Source organism: Pseudomonas sp. Z2-11 (assembly GCF_054161305.1).
This window is the reverse complement of sequence record NZ_CP096395.1, coordinates 1,470,636-1,490,160: the sequence shown is the minus strand read 5'-3', so window position 1 is coordinate 1,490,160 and position 19,525 is coordinate 1,470,636. Positions and strand designations below refer to the sequence as shown.

General features: G+C 60.6%; 24 protein-coding genes. All 24 read right to left on the bottom strand.

All coding sequences use genetic code 11. The features are described 5' to 3' along the window. Positions 1-23: 23 nt before the first annotated feature. Positions 24-533: a phage major tail tube protein gene (locus M1E16_RS06610; protein ID WP_458129487.1), complete on the bottom strand. Its 510-nt coding sequence runs from the start codon at positions 531-533 to the stop codon at positions 24-26. A gap of 12 nt (positions 534-545) precedes the next feature. Then, the gene (locus tag M1E16_RS06605) at positions 546-1,709 is read right to left on the bottom strand and encodes a phage tail sheath subtilisin-like domain-containing protein (protein ID WP_458129486.1); all 1,164 of its coding nucleotides are present in this window, start codon (positions 1,707-1,709) and stop codon (positions 546-548) included. A gap of 87 nt (positions 1,710-1,796) precedes the next feature. Beyond that, the gene (locus M1E16_RS06600; protein ID WP_458129485.1) at positions 1,797-2,216 is read right to left on the bottom strand and encodes a phage tail assembly chaperone; all 420 of its coding nucleotides are present in this window, start codon (positions 2,214-2,216) and stop codon (positions 1,797-1,799) included. Between the two features lie 11 nt (positions 2,217-2,227). Beyond that, positions 2,228-4,156: a phage tail protein gene (locus M1E16_RS06595; RefSeq protein WP_458129484.1), complete on the bottom strand. Its 1,929-nt coding sequence runs from the start codon at positions 4,154-4,156 to the stop codon at positions 2,228-2,230. Then, positions 4,156-4,758 (bottom strand): phage tail protein I, encoded by a 603-nt coding sequence (locus tag M1E16_RS06590; RefSeq protein WP_458129483.1) that lies wholly within the window; start codon positions 4,756-4,758, stop codon positions 4,156-4,158. The genes M1E16_RS06595 and M1E16_RS06590 overlap by 1 nt, the downstream gene beginning before the upstream one ends. Next, entirely contained in the window at positions 4,755-5,639 is an 885-nt protein-coding gene (locus tag M1E16_RS06585) for a baseplate assembly protein (protein WP_458129482.1), read from the bottom strand. The genes M1E16_RS06590 and M1E16_RS06585 overlap by 4 nt, the downstream gene beginning before the upstream one ends. Continuing rightward, complete coding sequence (locus M1E16_RS06580) at positions 5,636-5,962, bottom strand: GPW/gp25 family protein (protein ID WP_411386979.1); 327 nt, start codon at positions 5,960-5,962, stop codon at positions 5,636-5,638. Before M1E16_RS06580 ends, M1E16_RS06585 begins: the two co-directional genes overlap by 4 nt. A 4-nt stretch (positions 5,963-5,966) precedes the next feature. After that, a complete protein-coding gene (locus M1E16_RS06575; protein WP_458129481.1) occupies positions 5,967-6,215 on the bottom strand; it encodes a hypothetical protein in 249 nt (82 codons plus the stop codon). Between the two features lie 59 nt (positions 6,216-6,274). Further along, the gene (locus tag M1E16_RS06570; RefSeq protein WP_081352406.1) at positions 6,275-6,838 is read right to left on the bottom strand and encodes a phage baseplate assembly protein V; all 564 of its coding nucleotides are present in this window, start codon (positions 6,836-6,838) and stop codon (positions 6,275-6,277) included. Next, entirely contained in the window at positions 6,835-7,359 is a 525-nt protein-coding gene (locus tag M1E16_RS06565) for a hypothetical protein (protein WP_458129480.1), read from the bottom strand. Before M1E16_RS06565 ends, M1E16_RS06570 begins: the two co-directional genes overlap by 4 nt. Further along, the gene (locus tag M1E16_RS06560) at positions 7,352-8,014 is read right to left on the bottom strand and encodes a hypothetical protein (RefSeq protein ID WP_458129479.1); all 663 of its coding nucleotides are present in this window, start codon (positions 8,012-8,014) and stop codon (positions 7,352-7,354) included. Before M1E16_RS06560 ends, M1E16_RS06565 begins: the two co-directional genes overlap by 8 nt. Continuing rightward, positions 8,011-8,325: a head-tail joining protein gene (locus M1E16_RS06555; RefSeq protein ID WP_458129478.1), complete on the bottom strand. Its 315-nt coding sequence runs from the start codon at positions 8,323-8,325 to the stop codon at positions 8,011-8,013. The genes M1E16_RS06560 and M1E16_RS06555 overlap by 4 nt, the downstream gene beginning before the upstream one ends. A 2-nt stretch (positions 8,326-8,327) precedes the next feature. Next, positions 8,328-9,323 carry a major capsid protein gene (locus M1E16_RS06550; protein ID WP_458129477.1) on the bottom strand — a complete coding sequence of 332 codons (996 nt, stop codon included), beginning with the start codon at positions 9,321-9,323 and terminating at the stop codon, positions 8,328-8,330. 63 nt (positions 9,324-9,386) lie between these two features. Beyond that, positions 9,387-9,734 (bottom strand): head decoration protein, encoded by a 348-nt coding sequence (locus M1E16_RS06545; protein WP_458129476.1) that lies wholly within the window; start codon positions 9,732-9,734, stop codon positions 9,387-9,389. Positions 9,735-9,736: 2 nt separating this feature from the next. Next, complete coding sequence (locus tag M1E16_RS06540; RefSeq protein WP_458129475.1) at positions 9,737-10,873, bottom strand: head maturation protease, ClpP-related; 1,137 nt, start codon at positions 10,871-10,873, stop codon at positions 9,737-9,739. Further along, entirely contained in the window at positions 10,870-12,351 is a 1,482-nt protein-coding gene (locus M1E16_RS06535) for a phage portal protein (RefSeq protein WP_458129474.1), read from the bottom strand. Before M1E16_RS06535 ends, M1E16_RS06540 begins: the two co-directional genes overlap by 4 nt. Then, a complete protein-coding gene (locus M1E16_RS06530) occupies positions 12,351-12,557 on the bottom strand; it encodes a phage head-tail joining protein (RefSeq protein WP_014339651.1) in 207 nt (68 codons plus the stop codon). Before M1E16_RS06530 ends, M1E16_RS06535 begins: the two co-directional genes overlap by 1 nt. A gap of 1 nt (position 12,558) precedes the next feature. Next, entirely contained in the window at positions 12,559-14,571 is a 2,013-nt protein-coding gene (locus tag M1E16_RS06525) for a phage terminase large subunit family protein (RefSeq protein ID WP_458129473.1), read from the bottom strand. 4 nt (positions 14,572-14,575) lie between these two features. Beyond that, positions 14,576-15,178 carry a terminase small subunit gene (locus tag M1E16_RS06520; protein ID WP_458129472.1) on the bottom strand — a complete coding sequence of 201 codons (603 nt, stop codon included), beginning with the start codon at positions 15,176-15,178 and terminating at the stop codon, positions 14,576-14,578. Positions 15,179-15,325: 147 nt separating this feature from the next. Continuing rightward, the gene (locus tag M1E16_RS06515; RefSeq protein ID WP_458129471.1) at positions 15,326-15,670 is read right to left on the bottom strand and encodes a phage holin family protein; all 345 of its coding nucleotides are present in this window, start codon (positions 15,668-15,670) and stop codon (positions 15,326-15,328) included. 512 nt (positions 15,671-16,182) lie between these two features. Beyond that, a complete protein-coding gene (locus M1E16_RS06510) occupies positions 16,183-16,542 on the bottom strand; it encodes a PA0613 family protein (protein WP_458129470.1) in 360 nt (119 codons plus the stop codon). Then, a complete protein-coding gene (locus tag M1E16_RS06505) occupies positions 16,535-18,754 on the bottom strand; it encodes a VapE domain-containing protein (protein ID WP_458129469.1) in 2,220 nt (739 codons plus the stop codon). The genes M1E16_RS06510 and M1E16_RS06505 overlap by 8 nt, the downstream gene beginning before the upstream one ends. Further along, positions 18,744-18,971: a TraR/DksA family transcriptional regulator gene (locus M1E16_RS06500; protein WP_458129468.1), complete on the bottom strand. Its 228-nt coding sequence runs from the start codon at positions 18,969-18,971 to the stop codon at positions 18,744-18,746. Before M1E16_RS06500 ends, M1E16_RS06505 begins: the two co-directional genes overlap by 11 nt. Next, positions 18,964-19,482, bottom strand: a complete 519-nt coding sequence (locus M1E16_RS06495; RefSeq protein WP_458129467.1) for a phage regulatory CII family protein — start codon at positions 19,480-19,482, stop codon at positions 18,964-18,966. Before M1E16_RS06495 ends, M1E16_RS06500 begins: the two co-directional genes overlap by 8 nt. Between the last annotated feature and the right edge of the window lie 43 nt (positions 19,483-19,525).

Genomic DNA, 19,525 nt, shown 5'->3' with positions numbered 1-19,525 from the left:
GCCAGGCGGGGTATCAAGAAGGGTTAGAGGCCCAAGGCGGAACGCTGGGCGGCCAGTTGATCAACGCCATTGATGACGCGGCGCATACCGATGGGGTCGATCTCGTAGACGGTTCGGCCGTCCACTTCGAGCTTGTAGTACGTCAGCCCGATGGAGTGCTTGATCTCAGCCTTGTCGCCCGGCTTCCAGTCGCCCATGTCGACTTCTTTCAACGTGCCGCGCAGGGTGACGATGACCGGCGTGACTTTGCCCTTGAGCCCTTTATAGGCCCCTCGGAACGTACCGTTGAACGCCGTGCCGTCGGCCAAGCCGAAGAACTTCAACGACTCACGGCGTACGCCAGTGGTAGCAAAGTTCGCTTCCTGTTTTTCCATGCCCATGTCCAGCTCGACCGGCGCATCCATGCCGCCGCCGCGATGCTCTTCCATCTTGAGCGTGAGCTTGGGAAGCGTCAGGCTCGGCACATCGCCCTGGAAGCTGACGCCGTCGGCGAACAGGTTCAGGTTCGCCAGGGTTTCGGGAATCATTGCCATTGAGGTCGCTCCTTAAGCGGCGGTGTCGAGCACTTCGGTCAGCCATTGATTGGTGACCTCTACGCGGAAGTTGGGGTTTTCTGCCGGCGGAACATCCGTGAAGCGGATGTTCCAATACACCTTGCCCTGCTCCAGCTGGCTGGCCGTGTTCAGCTCCGGGTCGGCGAACACCTCGAAGTTGATGATTGCGCCTTGGGCTTTCAGGTCGCGCATAAAGGCTTGCAGCCCTTCGGTCACGTCCTTGATGTAAGTCGCGGTGATGGAGCGGTCGACCGCCCATTTGTGGCCGTAGAGGATCGCGTCCATGACGATGTCCATCGTCCGTACGCGAGTGACGAACGCCCACTTAGGATCGCTCGACAGCGTGCGGTTACCCCACAGGCGGAAACCGTCATCGCGGATTATCGTGGTGATGTTTGCGTTGTTGAGCAGGTTGGCACGGCAGGTTTCGTCACCATCCAGAAACTCAATCGGGCGGGAGGTGCCGGTGATACCGACGAACTCTTTGTTCGAAGGCGAAGCCCAAAAGCCGTATTCGCTGTCGGTCCAGGCAAACAAGCCCGCCACCCAGGCAGAGCCCGGCGCGTCGACGGTGGCGTCCGCCGTGGTGTCCCAATACTGCACACCTGGGTCAACCAGGTACGCCCGCTTGGCGCCAAAGTTCTCGGCGTAGGCCATCACCGCCTCGTCGGTGGTGTTCGGGCCGTCAAGGATGGCGAGCCCCCGCAACTTGTCGGCCAGCGCGACCAGCGCGGTACCGACAGCCTGTGTCGCACTGTGCTTGGGAGTCACCAACAGCCGCGGCTGCGCATTGAACCGGCTCTTGCCGTCCAGCAGCGCTTGCAGGCCGGTACGCTTACCGTTGGCTTGTACACCACCGATAATCGCCGAGGTTTGCTCGGCGGGATTCTCCAGCACGGGCACACCGCAGGCCACGATCACAGCCTTGGCTCGGGTGTAGATGGCCTTGCAGGCTTTGGTCATTGCCGAGTCGGGTCCGAAGGCGGCCACCGCTTCGCGCTCGTTGGTGATCATCACCAGATCGTTGGGCTGTGCGCTGTAAGCCGGCGCTGGCACGAAGGTATCGACCAGTCCGATAATCGACGACGACGGCAACGCAATGACACGAGCACCGGTATCAACGTTCGTGACGGTCACGCCATGAAAGAAGCTCATAGATTCTCCAGATACGGAAAGGCCCCGCAATGCGAGGCCTTGTTTGTGGTGAAGCGGAAAAGAAAACGCCCCGTCAGTGCGGGGCGTTTATTGGGTTTGCTCGGCCAGCCAGACCGGTGGCGGTGGACGGTGGTCAATCAGCGGAAACTCGCCTGCCTCTGGCCAGTTGCGTAATGCCTGGCGGTATCGCTGCAAATCGCTGTACTGCTCAGCCGTCAGCGTGGTGGGGGCGACACCTTCCAATTCGTCTCGATGGCGTGACACGACTCCGTCGGTGACCAGCAAACGCTCATCGCGCCACCGCCGCTCAATCGTCGCCAACACCTCAGGCGAAGGCGGCGGGGGCTCCATCAGCAGCGGGTAACCGTCATCACCCCAACAGATCACCTTGCCTCCGGACTGCCCTGCCAACAACTCAGCATGGAACTCAGATGAAATTTCCACCGCGTCATTTGGTGCGGCCGTCAATTCATCGTAAAAACCGCCAGTGGATTTTGAAACAAACATCAGCTTTCTCCTCAATTACCGATCGCTATCCAGCGCGCAGCTTGAGAGCCCGCGTACAAGTTCTGAAGTTTGTATTGGCTGGCATTGACCATATCTGCGTTGACCGCACCTTGCGCTGGCGTACCAAAGGTCGCCACGATACTTAGGCACTGATTTGGAAACGTCAAAGGAAACCAGAATGTGGTGGTGGCACTGGCGGGAAGAACCTGAGTTCCCCACTGAATAATCGTTCCACTTGGCAGCTTCTGATAGCCGTTGGTTGCGAGGTTCGCGCCGAATGCCGAACTTTCTTCAAGCACAGCCGTACCGCAAAGCGCCCATCCGCCCCCATCCCACATAAGCTCGGCCATGCCGGTGCCCTTAATGGTAAAAGACGAATAAAAGCCGGCGCCGGCCGGGGTCGATATCTTGTCTGCCCCCTGACAAACGAACGTCGGGCGGACGCCACTGTAAATGAAAAAAAACAAGGTGGAGCCTGGCACCAGTGTGCTGCCGGTCGGCAAAATCACAGTTGTGGCCGCATTGACCGATATGACTTTCCCAAAGCTGGACGCCGTCAGCGTAACCGTGCCGCCATTGACACTGGATACGCCTGCATAATTTCCAAGTGCGCGCTGCACAAACTCTGAGGTCGCCAGCAATTTGCTGTTGTCAAATTGCGCCGGGGTGATCCAGTTAGGGCCAGACATGACGGCCGCGTATTTCAGCGAGACACTACCGCCCATTAACCGCCACAGCGAGTCGATACGAATAAACTCAGCGGTATCCCCTTGAGCCATGGAAATGTTGCCGACGAAGTTAATGGCATCGATTGAGTCGCCAGCGGCGGCCTTTACCGTTACCGCGCCCATGCTGCACAGGATCTTGACCACCGCCCCCCGTGAAATTTGCCCGCCAGTTGGGAGAGTGGCGGTCACTGACCCAGCGCTACCAAACGCAGCCACCTTACCAATGTCAGCGGCGGTTAGTGTCGTCGTCGCCGTGTAGTTGGTGTAATCCCGGTATTCAAGCCCCATCCTCTTTACAAACTCGGAAGTGGCCAGCGCCTTCGAGTTATCAAACTGAGGCGGAGTGTTTGCCGTTGGATTCACCAACGCCGGGGAATTTATGGTTGCGAACCCCTGGGTGATGTTCTGAAAAGTCAGCGACGTGGTACCTAGGACAATCGCCCCATCCGTTACCAACTGCCAGCGAGTGTCGGCCAGCGTAGCGCCCTGCTCAACGGACAGAATCATCGCCGAGGTGACTTCAGCACTGCTGTCAGCATCCGGCGCACGCTGCCATGCCGCTACGCCAACAATGTAGATGCCGTTGTCCTTGGAGGCCGCTTGATTCTTCACCAACACCCGGTCGCCTGCTAGCAGGCTCACGCCGTCGATGGTCTGAAGCCCAGTCAACGCGATATTGGCCGTGGTCGCTACGCGCACCGACTGCTTGTTATCGAGTTTGTACAGTTCTTCCTGGATTCGTCTTTCGACAAACTCTCGTGTCGCCAACACCACAGAAGGGTCAATCTTCAACGTGATATTGCCCGTGCTGCTGACAATGAAGTTCATCCGAACGACTTGGGTCCTGCCCGAGCCCTGCGACATGATGGGCTTGAAACTCGGTGGGCAGTTTGCGACCGCCACCAGATCCCCGTCAGCGTCGTAAAGACCGATTTCGCGAATCCAAAACCCTCCCTCATCGGCCGGAATCACTTGCTCGGCGATAATCACCGCCGGATTGACCGGATCAATGAAAAGCTGATTCAGCGGCCGACGGCGCCATTCGTTGATAAGAGACGTTTGAGCCGCGCTTGGAGTCGGGTCGGTGCCGTTGGCATCGCCCACGCCCATTTCACTAAGTTTCCAAGGAATGCCAAGGGCATCGGCATTCGCCTGTTTCGCCGCTCCAACGTTCGTGAGAATCGCGAAAAATTGCGAGGTCTGATCAATCATTAGTAAACGTCCAAGGTGTCTATGGTGTGTTCGCGCCCTACCACGCCGATGGATCCGGTGACTTCAATGTCACGCATGATCGGCGGGTACACGTCGATTTCGTCGCCCTCATAAAGGGCAACACCAATGTTTAGGTTTCCTCGGGTTTCGAGGCTGATCGCTAATCCGGTCATGTGGCGACTGACAGGCCTGGCGTCATCGATCAGCCACGTCAGTTCCTGATAGGTCTCTTCGCTGATGCCTTCATCGGAAACGCCGATCTTCAAGGCGAACGTTCCCGGCACACCCATAGGTTGAGTCTTGAACCATTCCACTACCTCGATCAGATAGCCGAACGGCTCGACCACCCGGCGCAAGGCGCCGATGGTGCCCTTATGGGCATGGACGTAGAACGAAGAGCGAATCACCGAACGCTTGACCTCTTCGGGCCACGCCTCGTCCCAGCGGTCCACGGACCAGGCCCAAGCCAATTGGTAAAGCAGGTGCGCCGGGCAGGTGTCCGGGTTGTACAAGGTACGAAGCGGTATCTCCGTTGTTTCGTCGATAGCCGCCTCAATGGCCCGCTCAAGCTGGGTACTGTTGAGGGGAAGCAGACTTTTCATTTGCCACCCCGCTTTATGGTGAGTCCCGTGCACCATGCCGCCTGGGCCTTGGTTGGTCGGATATCCACCCATCCTGGGATCTCGACTCGGGCCACGCCGCTGACGTGGATCTGTGCATCAATTGCCGAACGGGCCACTTCAACGCCTAAGCGGCGCCGAGGGTTGATCCAGGCCCGCAATCGCGCATTACACTCGGCAAGCGCTGCCTCGTTTTCCGGGCCAGTACCGGCCATGTACACCACGGCGTCGATTCGATAGGGCAGGATCTCGGCGCCCTGCACTGTCAGCCGATCAGCAACAGGCCGCCGATCTTCATCGTTGAGGTAAGCGTCCACTTCGACCAACAGCTCGGGGCTGGCCGTACCATCGCCTTCCAGGGACAGTACCGTCACGACAACCTCGGCCGGCGCCGGGCTTTCGGCCGTGGCATCGGCCACCAGGCCCGAGGCGTTACGGGCATGCAGGATGTAACTGTTCCGTGGCCCGGCAGTGGTCAGCCCTTCGTACCTCAACTGGATACGCTCGCGCAGTGCGTCGTAGCTTTCCAGCACCGCCGATACTGGCGGCACGGCGGTCAAGTCCTCAGCCTGAATGACCAGGCGCTCAAGGTTCACGTTGGCGGCCAACTGCACCAGGTCAGCACCAGTAGCATGAGCCAGAAACAGTGCCTTGGCCGCGTCGTTGACCCTCGCCCGATTCTGCATGCGTCGATAGGCGCCCAGCTCCAGCAGCTTGGTCACCGGGTCGCTTTCAAGGAAAGCGGTCCAGTTATCGCCCATGTACTCGCGGAATGTTGCAAGCTCGCCCTGATACAACTCTTCAAAATCCAGACTCTCCAGCACCTGTGGCGCCGGCAACGCCGAAAGGTCGATAGTGCTCATGCGTTCACCTCCAGCACTACGCCATCGCCAATGTAAGAGCCCGTCAGTTGCAAGGTGATCTGTCCATCCACCACCGCAACGACCCGGACACGCTCAAGCTTCAAACGGGGCTCCCAGCGCCCTAGGGCACGAGCAACCTCGGCCTGTACCGCGCTTTTCCAGCCTTCGTTAACTGGCAGGTCGACATAGCGACGCATTTGGCTGCCGTACTCTGGGCGCATACGGCGGCTGCCGACAGGCGTGCTCAGAATGTCCTCAATGGACTGCCGCAAATGCGCCTGGCCGGACAGCGGCTGCCCCGTGCGACGGTCCACTCCGATCATGTGATTACTCCGCCAGCTGTTGCATATCCGGGTGTGCCTTGAGAAAGGCGTACTGATCATCGCCGCCGGCTGTAACCTGGCCGGCAATGACCGGCAAGGTGCTGCCGTCTGGCATGATCAGCGAGCGTGAGGTGTACCGGGTGTCGCGGAACACTCGCGCCGGTCCGATGGGCGCCGGCGACTCGGTTTGGACTGGCCCGGGCAACGCCGCGACGGCAGTTGGCCGCTCGGTGTCTGTTCGCGTTTTGCTCATTTGGGTAGCTCCAGAAATGCGAAAGCCCGCACATGGCGGGCTGTGGATAAATGTCGGAGTCAGTGTTTGTGGTTCGGCGTGTTGCCACCGGTATCGATGATTTTTCCGCCGCCGTTGATATCGCCCGTGACCTGCAACGGGCCGTTGATCAGCACATTGCCCGTCAGGGTGATATCGCCTGCCGTGGCGTTGATCTCGCTGTCCGTTACGACCACTTCGGTTCCGCCGACTTTGATCGTCACGGTACCGCTTGGCACGGTGATGGTGTAGGTGCCGGCCTGCCAGTCATAGACCAGCGAGCCCCCATCCTCGAAACGCCATACCTCGACGTGGTCGCGGTTGTCCGGCGGTGCCCCGGCATCGCCATAGAGGCCGGGTATAAATGTGCCCTGCGCCACATCGCCGCTGGCACTTACCAGAGTTCCCTGCTCGCCCATGCTGGGGGCTCGCCAATGACGGGCTTTGCCGGCGGCGATGCTGTGCCAACGCACCCAGGCACTGACCCAGTCCCCATCCGACACCCGACATGCGGGTGGCGAAGCGGTCAGATCCAGCGCGACCACATAACAATCCTTGACCAGGCCGGCCAGCATGCGGTCATGCTGCGCACTGGGGTAGCTCATGCCATTTCCTCCGGTGGTTGGTAGTTACCTTCGCTGCCAGGCCCCGTGTCAGGACTGAAGCCCCAGAGCAAGGTACCCGGTGGCTGATTCGGCCACGGCCACTCTTCCACACCCAGGTAAATAGTCTGGGTCCATTCAACGACCCAGACCGCATAGCCGTCCAATTCGGGGCGAGTCCAGTCTTGGGCTGCCCGAACAAACTCGGCGGGTTCGACCTCCAGCCCCCATGTCTGGATACGCAACAGCACGGCCATTTGTGCGGCGGCGAATGCCGCTTTCTGCTGGCACTCGGCATCCTCACCGCCAACGATGAAGCGCACCTCCAAACGCGCAACCAGTGCCGTCTCCCCTGTACCGGGATCTCGGCCGGGCTCCAGCTCGACCAACTCAATCACCGCAGCAGGCAAGTCGATGTGATCGGCCATATAGGGCATGGTCCGCACGCAGGCCAATCCTGGGATCGCTTGGTCGATACGAGCCTCAACGGCCTGATACAAAAGCTCAAGATTGAAGTCAGACACGGGCAGATCCTCGCAGATACTTCTGCAGTTCAAAGTTCAGCTCCTGCTCCAGGATCTCAAGCAGGCGCTGGTGCGCCCGATTGGTCCATGACTCGAAGTGCGGCCGGACGTCTTCCAGGGATATCTTGGCCTTGGCGAGCGGAAAGCGGCTGTCGTTCTCCGAGATCCAGCCTGAGCTTGCCCCACCACCGCCAGACACCTCACTGTCGGGATAATCGCTTGCCTTGAAGTGCTTGCTCGCGGTTCGAATCCAGATGTCGGGCCGGCTGCCATAGACCTTCTTGAAAAACGCCCCTCCATATCGACGGCCTGCTACCGAAACACCCGACCGTGATTGTCGTGGTCGACCCGCACGGCTGGCCTCAATCGCATTGATGCCGAACCACAGCTTGCCTTGCCCGTTGCCGGAAAGCGGGTAGGCCCGCAGACGCTGCCGAACGGCAGACACCGCGATGCGTTCCTGCCGGCTGACGGTGCGGGCAATGTGGGTTCGCAACCACCGTAGCGTTTTGTTGATGGCTCGGCGCTGTGCAGCTAAGGAAGCCTTGGGCACCAGCACCGCGAAGTCGGCAAACGCGTTCAGGTCCGACCGATCAGCCTGCAGCGTGATCATGCCGCTGCTGGCCGATTGCTTGACGTAGCTGCCGACGCTCATGGGGATTTCCTCAGCACCAGGGTCACCAAGCCATCGCCTCCTGGCTCCGGCCTGACGATGATGTAATTACCACCGCCGTCATGCACCGGCAGGTCGACCACGACCTGTTGCCGCTCACTGACGCCCTCGGCGTCCGCCACGCGGATGACCAGGTGCGGCTCGCGAAGACCGGTGTTAATCCGGCCAAGTTTGGGTTGCAACCAAGGAGCGGAGAACATGCCCAGGACTGGTCGGCCTTCGATCAGCACCGGGTCGCCGAGGACATCAAATACCGTGTTGTCCAGGTCGCTGATCAAGTTACGAAAGCCCATGATTAGAGGGTCAGGTGAATAACGGCGCGTGGCCGAGTGCAGATGTGCAGCGGGTTGGATTGCGCCTCGCCCGCGATCCCCTTGCCGAACGGTAGCGGCTCCAGCTTGCTGTAGTACGGCAGCCCCTGCGTGTTGACAGTCTCCATGTAATCGGCGGGCGCATAGGCTGACAGAAACATCTCCGAAACACCCTCCGGCACCAGGCGAGCTTCGTCATCTGGGATGAAGGCGATGCCACCGACCTTGCCCCGATAGCGCTCCCAGGAAATCCCACCGAACTCGAAAGCTTCACGGCCATCGCCCCGCAAGGCCGCTGCCTGTTGACTGCCCTCATAGGTTTTAACTACAGACTTATGGGCGATCAGCTTTTTCCAGAACGTCTTGCCGCAGAACGCTCGCGAGGATGTAGTGGTTACGTTACCCAGCGCGTCCTCTTGCATGTCCAGCGCTTCCACACACTGCACCTGCACGTTGGTTTCAGGGTCGTTAAGCCCCATCGGCAGGGTCTGTCGCTGGACACCGAATCGATCATAGATATCCAACAATACCGTCGTGCCGTCGGCATCGAGCACCTTGCCATTCAAAGCCCCCATTCGATGGAACTCGTGGGTGGCGTCCAACTGTCGTCGTGCCTTGTCCAGACGCTTGTTGACGACGTCCTGCACCGCCTGCAGCTCGGTCTGGGTACCGAAGGCGCGAATGCCTTGAATTTCGTCAGCCTTGATGGTGAAACGTTCAGGCAAGTGGATGGTGTTGAAGGGCAACAGCACGCGCTTGCTGCCGTTGACAACCAGGCCAGAGGTACCACGTTCACCCGCTGGCACCAGGGCCAGCTTGTCACCGTCCTTCTCGATTTGAACGGTCAGGGTTGTCACACCTTCCTCTTCAAACAGACCGAGGCTGGCAAGACGACCCGGGACAAACTCTTGCTCGTTGATGGCAGCGGTCAAAGCCGCCACTCCAAAAGCATCATCTTCAAAAATGGCGATGTCAGCCATGTGCGTACTCCAGAAAGTAAAAAACCCGCTCATGGCGGGATCGGAAAGAAAGAGCTGTGAGCGTTAACGGACGATGATGAAGTGCGCAGCCAGGTCCTTTTCAGCAGCCAGGTCCAACCCCGTCAGCAGGCTTTCGCTGACCTCGGCCAGGCGTACCACAGCGCGGCCGCGACGACTGACGTCGGACTCGCCAAGCGAGGCGTAGAGGATGCATACCGCGTTCTCGCTGCCGTCTTCTGCAACGGGGTTGTAAGGTGCGAACTCGCCCGTAGCGGTCACGATCCCCAGGACCTGTCCCGCAATCAGAGCGGGCCCCGCCACAACGTTGATAGCTTCGCGAGAGATCTTTCCCGCACCTTCAGACAACAGAAACTCACCGGCGTGAACCGGTTCGCGATGGATAATGCTCATGATCATGCTCCTTTGCGGGCGGCCTGCCGGCGGGCAGACCAGATGTTGCTGGGGTTAGGCAGCTGTGCTTTGATTTTGGGTGGCTCGTCCTCAGCGAGAGGGAGACTGTTGTCGATCTCGAAGCCTTTGCCGCTGCCCACCAACTTGTCGAACAGACGCGCTCGAACCGAGGCGGCATCCAAACCGGCCGCGACGTACTCGGCGCTGAACTCAGGCAGTCGTGCGGCAACGCACAAATCGTTTACAGCTTTGGCACGGGCCACGCCCGCCAGGACGATGGCCTCGCTTTCCAGCTTGGTCGAGTTGATCAACGGCTCAATCAGGTTGCCGATGCCGTCCGCCGTACAACGCTGGGTGATCATCAAGGCCAGCTTGGCTGAGTTCGCCACAGGAGGCTCCTGGGGCGGATCAGTAGGTTCAGGCTCCAGCTCGATATCCGGCTCAGGTGGCTCGTCCAGTTGGGCAAGCAATTCAGCCGGGGCATGCTGGTAACGCTGCAGCACGGCGCCCTGCCCCAAACACGCCTTGACCTTCACCCCATCGCCCACCTCATCGGCCAACCCCAGGGCCACCGCTTCGTTGGCGGTCAACCAGGTCTCAGCCGCCACCAGACGCCGAAGCTCGGCTTCGTCGATGTCCGGCGCCTTGGCCTTGTAGGCCGCGATGATGGCCTCCATGGTTTGATCGAGGACGTCGGCCACCTTGCGGAAGTCTTCGGCGTCCCCTGCCGCGTAGGTCCATGGGTTGTGGATCATCAGCATGGCGTTGGAGGCGATGACCACACGGTGCGCCCCGCAGACCGCGACACTGGCCGCGCTGGCTGCCAGGGCATCGACACGGCCGGTACAACGCTCGCCCAGGCGGGACAACGCGTTGTGCATCGCCAGACCATCGAACAAATCGCCGCCGATGCTATTGAATGCGGCAATCACAGGCGATACGCCGTCATCCATGGCGCGCAGGTCCTGCACGAACTGATTCGCCGTGATGCCCCAGGTGCCGATCTCGCCGTAGACGAACACCTCGATAACTCGCTCCTCGGCTTCGCCGCTCTCCTGCATGGCGTACCAGGTCTTGTCTTGGACGTTCACCCGCTGGCCGGCTCTGTTGTAAATGCGCGGAAGCGCTGGTTTGCTCATGATTGCTCCTTGTCGTCAGTAACCTCGACGGCTTCGTGCGTGTTGTAGTTGAGGCCCAGCGCCTGGGCTCTGGCGTTGTCGGCTGCGTTTTCTGCGTCGACGGTTTCGGCGTCATAACCGGTGCGGGTGACCATCTCGCTACGTGAGGCGAACCCGGCTTGCACTTCCATGCGGCGGGCCTGCACGTCCTGAACAGGCTGGATGTAAGCCCAGCCTTGCGGTACCCAGCGCGTACGTAAGTATTCGCGGCGCCGTTTGGCGTAGTCGTCCAACACCAACGCACCCGAAAGGACCGCCATGTCCATCCAGGCGGCACGGATCGGGCGGCAGAGCTGGTGTACATAAACGCCAAACTGAAGCTGTTCCAGCCGGCGCCGGAACTCGTTCAACACGACGCGCAACGCCCGGTCATTCACTTCACGCATATCACCAGTGAGGATCTCGTAGGGAGTGCCGGTGCCCGCCGCTGCAGCCATCAGTTGCTGACGCATGAAGTCGGGATAGTTGTTGCCGGCGTCAGGCGGTTTGGAGAACTCAACCTCCTCTCCCGGCCCCAGCTCCTGCATGGTGCCGGGCTCCAGCGCGACCATGGGCGTGAAGCCGTCACGGTCAAAGCTCAGCGGCTCACCGGTAACGGGATCCCTTGGCACGGGACCAGAGTCCGGCGCCGGGCGGCTGATGAATCCGGCGAAGAGGTTTGCAACCTCCTGCCGGAACAGCACTGCGTCGTCATAGTTATCCAGGCTACGCAGCCGTTTCAGTACAGGAGATAAGCGCGGAACGCCGCGCAATTGCCCCGGCTCGACCGGTTCGAAGATGTGCAGCACCTGCGATACCGGCACCCGAACCAACTGGTTATAACCGGCACTCAGCGATACGCCGTCGCGGGGGTGTGACAGGTACATCCAGTAGGCCACCCGCTTGCCGTCCGGCGTGAACTCGATGCCAGCACGAATGGCGTTGCCGGTGCGCGTGGTTTCGAATTTGTCATGGGGCACGAACTCCGGTGCGAGGATCTGCATCTGGAGCGGCACCGCCAGCCCCTCGTCAAGGCTGCGTGGTCGTAGGCGGACAAAGCACTCGCCGGAAGTCTCGACGGTGCGAGCTACCAGCGCCTGCTGCCCGTAGAAGTCGGTGCGCTCATCGGCGTCCGACTCATCCACCCAGTCATCCCATAGCAGCTGCAGCAGCTTGCGAAGCGCGTCGTCTTCAGTGTTCGGCCTGGGCGTGATGCCCGTGCCGATCAAGTTGCTGACGCGTTTGTCGATGACGTTGAAGGCATACGGGTCGTTGCGTACCGCTGCCCGCGACCGGCCGCGCAGGTTGCGCAGTGCCGGTGTGTTGATGCTGTTGATTCCGTTGTCGTGTGCATCCCAGCCAGTGGATCGGCGACCCTCTCCGGCGCCTTCGTAACTGGCCTTGATGTTCGACGGCAACAAGAATCCGCTACGGCTGAGCGTCGGATAGTGTCGGGCCATCAGACTCCTTTGCCTCCGTGATAAAGCCGGACTACGCGGGAGCGCGGCCCGGCCGAGTTGACCAAAGAGGTGCGGATCTCGTCACGAGCCTTGATCAGCTCGTCGACGGTGCGGTACTCCACGGTGCGGTCGGTGTAGCGCACGACTTTCTCACCGCGAGCGATGGCCGCCTCAACCGCGTCGAGGTGCTTTTGTGTAAAGGACATATCAGCGTCTCTTCAAATAGCCGCTGGTGGAGCTGCGGCGTTGAGGGGGTGGTGCAACGGATCGTGGTTGAGCCGCTTGGGCGACGGGTTGCGGTGTTGGTTGTGGCAAGGCCCCCGGAACCGGCTGAGTGACTCGTTCGCCCTGCACGGGCTTGATGCCCAACGCGTCATCGAACAACCCAGACTGCGCCAGGGCCTGACGGACCCGCTCCCAGTCGTGCTCCTTGTAGCGGTTGATGCCCAGGTAATGCGCCATGGCAAGGCAGTACACCATCAGGTCGAGGGCTTCGTTGCGCTCGGCCTTGCCCTTGACCCATTCGATGCGCTTGTGGCCCCGCACATACCGGGCGACCTTACGTTCAGCTACGCACTGCGCGAAGAAGTCGTCTGGCAGGTCACTGGCAAAGTGCAACGCGCCCGGGCCTGACTCGAATGGATAGCGGTTGTAGATCCAGTCTTTCGCCGTGTCGGTACCGACAAACCACAGCTCGGCGCCGTTGCGTTCTGTCTGGCCTTTCCAGGTCACATCCACCATGGACGGCCGCTGGGCGATCACCGGCTTGCCGGGCTTGCTCGCGCCCTTGATGGCGAACACGTTGCGCCAGCGGCGCACGCGGCAGAACTGATAGACCTCGTCGGTGTGATGACCGCCGGAGTCGACAGCCGTCGCCAGAATGCCCAGGCCAACACCGCATGGATGCCGATACTTGGCCTTGAGCAACTCGTCCAGCGCCGCCCAGGTGCGGTCGTCTGCCGGGTCGCCTGCGACGATCTGGTAGTCAATGACCCAGCGCTCCATGCCGACGCCCCACCCCATCGCCATGAACTCCAGGCGGTTGGCCTGGACGTCAACGGCGCCGGTGATCATGAGCACGCCGGCCGGCATCGAGCCGAGGGTGAAGTTTTCCAGGCGTGCCCGGTGCTTCAGGGTATCGGCCTTGGTTTGCTCCTGGGCACTGTCCCATACCTTTGCCAAACGGGTGTTATAGAACACCTGCATCGGTTCAAGGTCGCCCTTGGCCTGGGCTTTTTTGGCCTTTTCGAACTGCTTGGCGAGGGACTTCCAGTCCATCCAGCCGAGCGGTGAATACAAGGCGTTGAGGGTAAACCCCACCGTCTCGCCATCACCCTCGGCATGGGCGCGCCATTCGCCTTTGGCGAGCATCTCGGCCTTGTGGTACTCCTCGATCAGCACGTCACAATCAGGGCCTGCGCATTGGTAATGCACAACGCTGAAGTCCCGCGAGTAGTGCAGGCGTTCCCATTCCAAGGTCTGCATATGCCCGCAGGAGGGGCACGGCACGTAGTAGTGACGTTGGTCGCTGCCCTCGAACAGGTCGGAGATCCGCGAGGCGCCCTTGATGGTCGGCGAGCTGGAGAAGTAGAACTTCGCATTGCGACCGAACGTACTGCCCCGCGTTTCCGCCAGCTCGATGGGGTCGCCCTCCTCGCCGATGTCCACTTCCCAGCGGTCAATCTCGTCGCCGTAGACGTAGCGCGCCGACAGCTCCGAAAGGTTGGCCGCCGAGCCGGCTGTGGTGACGTACAGCGACCCGCCTTCGAACTCCTTGGTGTCCATGGTGTTGCGCGAGTCTCGCGAGCGGCTGGAGGCCACCCGTTCGCGTAGCACCGGCGTGGCCTTGATGGTCTTGCCAATCCGCGAGGAGACCCGCTTCGCCAAGCCCAGGCTAGGCAGCAGCGTCAGGATGTTCGACGGCGCCATGTGGATCAGGCCGCCGATCCAGTTCAAGGCGATCTGGGTTTTCATCAACTGCGAGGCGACCATGGTCACCACGCGTTTGCAGGGGTGAGCCGGGGACAAGCAACGCATGGGTTCGCGGGCATACGGTGTACGCGACGTGCGGTACTGGCCAGGCTCGGCGGCACCGGTGTCACGCGGGATGCGCATGTATTCGTCGGCCCATACGTCGATCCAGACATCCGGGTCGGGACGCAGCCCACGGAAATACGCCTCGCGGTACACCTCTGCACCGTCAGGGATTTCCGTGGGCATAGGCTCAACTCGTGTTCAGGGCGTGTTCAAGGTCCGCCGAGGACAGGCGCTCCGCGTCCTCCAGCGTGCGGCGCAAGGCCGCCGTCAGGTGTTTTTCGATTTCCCAGGGGTCGGTCATGACCGCCAGCTCCGGCGCCAGCTGTGGCGGCATGCCAAACAGCTGATCGCGCAGGAGGCGGCCAGCGTTGTAGGCGCCTAATTTCACAGCGGGTAATGCGACCAGCGACCCCTTGGCTTTGTGCAGCTCAATTTCCGCGAGCTGGGCCAAGTTGTGCTCACGCAGTGCGCGGGCTTTCTGGAAGTCGGGGAGCTGCCCCGCAGGGGTGTTCGCGGGCGGCGGCGCAGCCGTGCAAGTCGGCTCAACCGAGGTTGAAAGCTGGCCGTACACGTCACGCTGAACCCGGTCCTGCTGGTGACGCTCGGCGACGGCGGCTTTGCTCGGGTCGGCAGTGTCGCGAATCAACGCTTCGCTGGCCTGAACATCGACTTGTTTGCCGTCGGCACTGAGCACCAACCGGTTATTGTTTTTCAACCAGGTGATGTAACTCGGTGCCCTGCCGATCCGGGCCGCAAAGGCGCTCTTCGACAGGTACTGTGGTTCTGTCATGAGCCCTCCTTTCAACGGCTTTTCAATGCAGACCTTTCAATTTCAATGGGTTGAATTTCAGTAAGCTGGCAACCCTGCCGCTAACGCTTTCCCGCGGGTTTGCGACCCCGTACCCCTGGGAAATCGGCAGGGTCCCCGGCGCCAAAATCACCCCTGCCCGCCAGCGGTCGGCGGTGCCTCTGCTATACCCAGCCGCTTGGCGGCCCAGCGTTCGTAAAGGCCGATGGCAACATCGGCACCCGCCATCGCCGTCAAACATCCCAACGCCCCTGCCGTCCAGATCGACATGCCGGCGGCGATCATCAGCATCATCGCCGTCACCCCGCAGGCAATACAGGCACCGGATCGAAGGGCAAGGCGCCGCAGCAATGCCCAACCCCGCGTCCCATCCTTGTCGGCCCGCCACATCTCCCCCGATACGCCGCCAACCAAGGCGAGGAGAATTACTAACCAGATCGGCATTTCTGCCAGTGCTTGCTGCTCGTTCGTCATTGCCCCGCCCCTTAAACGCAAAAACCCGGCGCAAGGGCCGGGTTTGGTGTGTGGTGCCTGCCGCTTTATGCGGTCGCACCTATCGAAGATGAGTACTTTTTACATGTCGATTCCGGTGGCAGCAAGCCTGTTTTAATGCCACCCGGTGAATGTCTGGTGAACGCCTAGGCAATGTCGGCGAATATCTTTATTGCGGCTTCCAGCGCCTGGGGCGCTGTCCTTCCTGTCCCACTATCTCTGATCGAAGTAGGACAGCTACAGGCGCCTAGAATCGGGGCCTGCCCCACTGTCCTACTTTATTTTCTCTTCTCTCCCGTAAAGACAAAAAGCTAAGAGCACGCGTGCGCGCCATGGGCGCGTATGCGCTCCCGCTACGCTCACACATGGGCGGGACGTGCGGGAAGGTTGGACAGTAGGACAGCTCAACAACAGCGCGGCCCGCGCTTGTCCAACTGCATCAAATAGCAGTGGGACAAGGCGAGCCGGTAGGACAACCACGGACGCAAACGGGGTCAAGCAGCGACCCCCATCAGCAGCCAATAGATGCACAGGTGCGCGTCATGCAGACGCTGGTAGTAGGTGTCGCGCCCGCAGCCGCAGTGGGCATACTTCAAGCGCATGTCGCTGTCTTGGTTGCAGTAGTGCTCTCGCACGACTTGCACATGCAGAGGATCGAGATGTTTGGTCACGATCAGCTCGATATCAAGCGAACCTTCCAGCGGCGCACGGAACGCCCGCCGGCCTCGAATCAGCTGTCCATTGCTCTCCATCATCATGGCAACCATGTTCCCACCGGCGAGCCCGCCGGCACTGAGGTCGCTATGCAGCTCCTCGGCCCATTTGCGCAGCCGCGCATCGATCTCCTTAATCATCGAAACATGGCTCCTCAACCGGCTGCTGCTCAAGGTTCGATGACCTGCCCCAGTTTTCTGGCTTCTTGTAAGCCCAAGGCCTGATGCCACTCTTGCGTAGAGCAGGTTGCCGGACCTTGCGCCAACCCAACCGGTGCATGATCGCCCCCACCCGCATCTGCTCCGGCTTGCCCCAGTGACCGAAGTCCAGCTTCAAAGCACCCAGAAGAATGTCGGTGCCGGTTGCAGTCTCGCCAATCTGAGACTCTTCAAGCCAAGCCAGGATCGGGCCTTCCCATTCATCCACCACAAAGCGCTCTTCCTGCGCCTCAGCGAACAGCGGCGCCTCCTCCCGGTTGACCCACCAGATATCCCCGGACTGATAGCAAAACATCGCCTCGGCCCACAGCTGGTCGCGGATCTCGCGCAACCTATCAAGGTCCACCTTGGTACAAGCAACCGGCCAATATCGACGGTTGCCGGTGGCATCCTTCAGGTATTCGTCCTGGTTCGTCGTACCCACGAAAACACACTGGCGTGGCACGTCCATCGTTCTGCGGCCATAGCTCTCGCGGTAAGTGTCCGTCGAGGCAGAAAAGAACTGCTTCGCCTTGGTGGACTCGGCCTTGTTGAAACTGTCCAGCTCTCCCAGCTCAACGATCCACTTGCCGCGAATCGCCTGGAACCCATCCTTGTCGCCCAAGGCGAAGGGGGTATCCATAAACCAAGCGCCACCCAAGACCGACATGGCGGTGGACTTACCGGCACCTTGCGCACCTTCGAGAATCATCACCGAGTCAGCCTTGCAACCCGGCTGCATCACCCGGCCGACCGCGGAGACCATCCAGCGCTTACCCACCTTGGAACTGTAATCCGTCGGGGCCACACCCATGATGTCTGTCAACCAGGTGTCGAGCCGGGGTACCCGATCCCACTCCAGGCCATTCAGGTAATCGCGTACAGGGTGAAAAGCATGGTCATGCGCGACAACACTCACAGCCTCGATAACGCTGCTCGCCTTGACCCGCAGGTTGTATTGTTGCGCGAGCCACTTCATGACCAGCATGTCATCAATGTCAGCCCAATCGCCGACACCGCCTCCATACGGGGCAGCACGCAGCTTGACGATCTTGGAGCTGAACGCACTGAAGCCAATCACACCGGCCCAGCGTTCGTCGTTGCCCAGGATCAGCTCGACGTTTTGCATGTGCGCGATCAACATGCCGTTTTCTGTGCGGGCCAACAGGTCTTTCCAGCCACCCGCTGCAGGCGGCTTGACCACCGCCAGAACTTGGCGGCGCACCGCCTCCAATCCTTCAGCACAGTGCAGGTCGTTGAAGTCAGTCCACTTATCCTCTCGCTCCCCCGAAAAGATCGGGCCTACTACCTGACCACCTACAACCGTTGCCGCGTTGTTGGCTTTCTCTTCACCTGGGTTCCAGGGCTCGCCATTCGAGCGCTTGGTTTTCCAGTCATCATCCCGGCAGATGATTAGTGGACGCCCCGGGAACCGCTCTCGCATTGCCTTGGCAACCACCATCAGGTTGCCCGCATCAAAGGCAATGGAGACCGTCAACGAGGTCGCCATGTGCAGGCTTGCACCGGTGGCGTAGCCCTCACACACCAGCACTGGCTCACCCGGCTCAGGGTGCGGACCAATGAGATGGAAAGCACCCTCCTTCGCCATCCCATAGGGCCAGTAAGACTTGTCGCGGCCGGTGTCCTCTTGCTTCTCGGGGAATATCACTTGTAACCCGACGATCTGGTCCCGAGCGTTTTGCATCGGCACCAAAACCGCGCCGGAGCGCGGAGCATAACGAACGCCCAGGCCCACGATCTGCTTTCGATCCAGATACGCGCTACGGCCCTTCTCGGGCATCCGCTTGAATAAACCAGCAGCACGGTTAGCCGCTCGACGGGCAGCGTTGGCAGCCTTCTCGGCGGCCTTGCGCTTGGCTTCCTCCTGACGAGCGCGCATGACTTCACGCTCTTCAGGCGTCATCCGGCCGGGCTTCACCTTGATCTTTTGCGTTTCACCTGAACGCCAGTCGCCGAACGCACCGAAGATCAAAATTTCGCCTTTCTCGGTGTGGTGCTCGTGTAGAACGTACCAGCCGTTTTTCTCTTTGCCCTTATCCAACGCGGTCTTGCATCGAATTAGCTTGCCGTAAAGCAGTGGCTGCGCGGGATCCAGACCGAAGTCCGTAAATTGATTCAGCACGTCATCGAGCATGGCGAGCCTCTCGCATCTCATCGATGGACTGGCAGCTCACACACAACGTGCAGCCCTGCTGGGCCAGTCGCCGCGCCTCGGGGATCGGATCGTCACAGCTTTCACAGAACAACAACGAATGCCCAGGCAACGCCGGCTTGAACGCACTGCGAGCAGCAAGCGCCTGATCGATGCGCTCCTGCACTAAGTCATTGGCGAAATCAGCAATGTCAGCCACGGCCGTCACCCCGCGTTGTGTGGTTGACGTACGTGGCGCGGTTGAACAATCCCAGCAGCCCCTGAATACCTCGAAACACCTGCAGGCGGATCGCGGCCAGCTCTTGATCGCTGACCACCCCATCACCAATGCTCTTGGCCCAGGTATCGGCTAGATCGGCCACCTGCCGGAAATACTCGGCGAGGCCGATGGTCAGGGTTTCCGGCATATCAGTGGTGTACACCTCAGACAGTTCGTGCCAGATCGTATCGCCGACCAAGGCATGCACCGCATCCAGAATGCGCCTGTCCTTAGTCAGCTCGAGGATCTCGCCAAACTCTTGAATGTTCACCGAGTGGCTGGGGTGCGTGGGAGACAGCTTGTGCTGCAGCGTGGTGGGATTTCGGCCGGTGGTGGCGGCGATTGCAGCGGCGCCGCCCGGATAGTCCCGTGCGGCATGGTAGAGCGCCAGATCGAGCGGCAGGACTTCCCGCTGTGCTCGTTCGACGCAACTCAGAGCGATTCGGCTCATGGCATTAATCCTTAAAAGTTGCCAGTGCCGCGCGACATGCAGT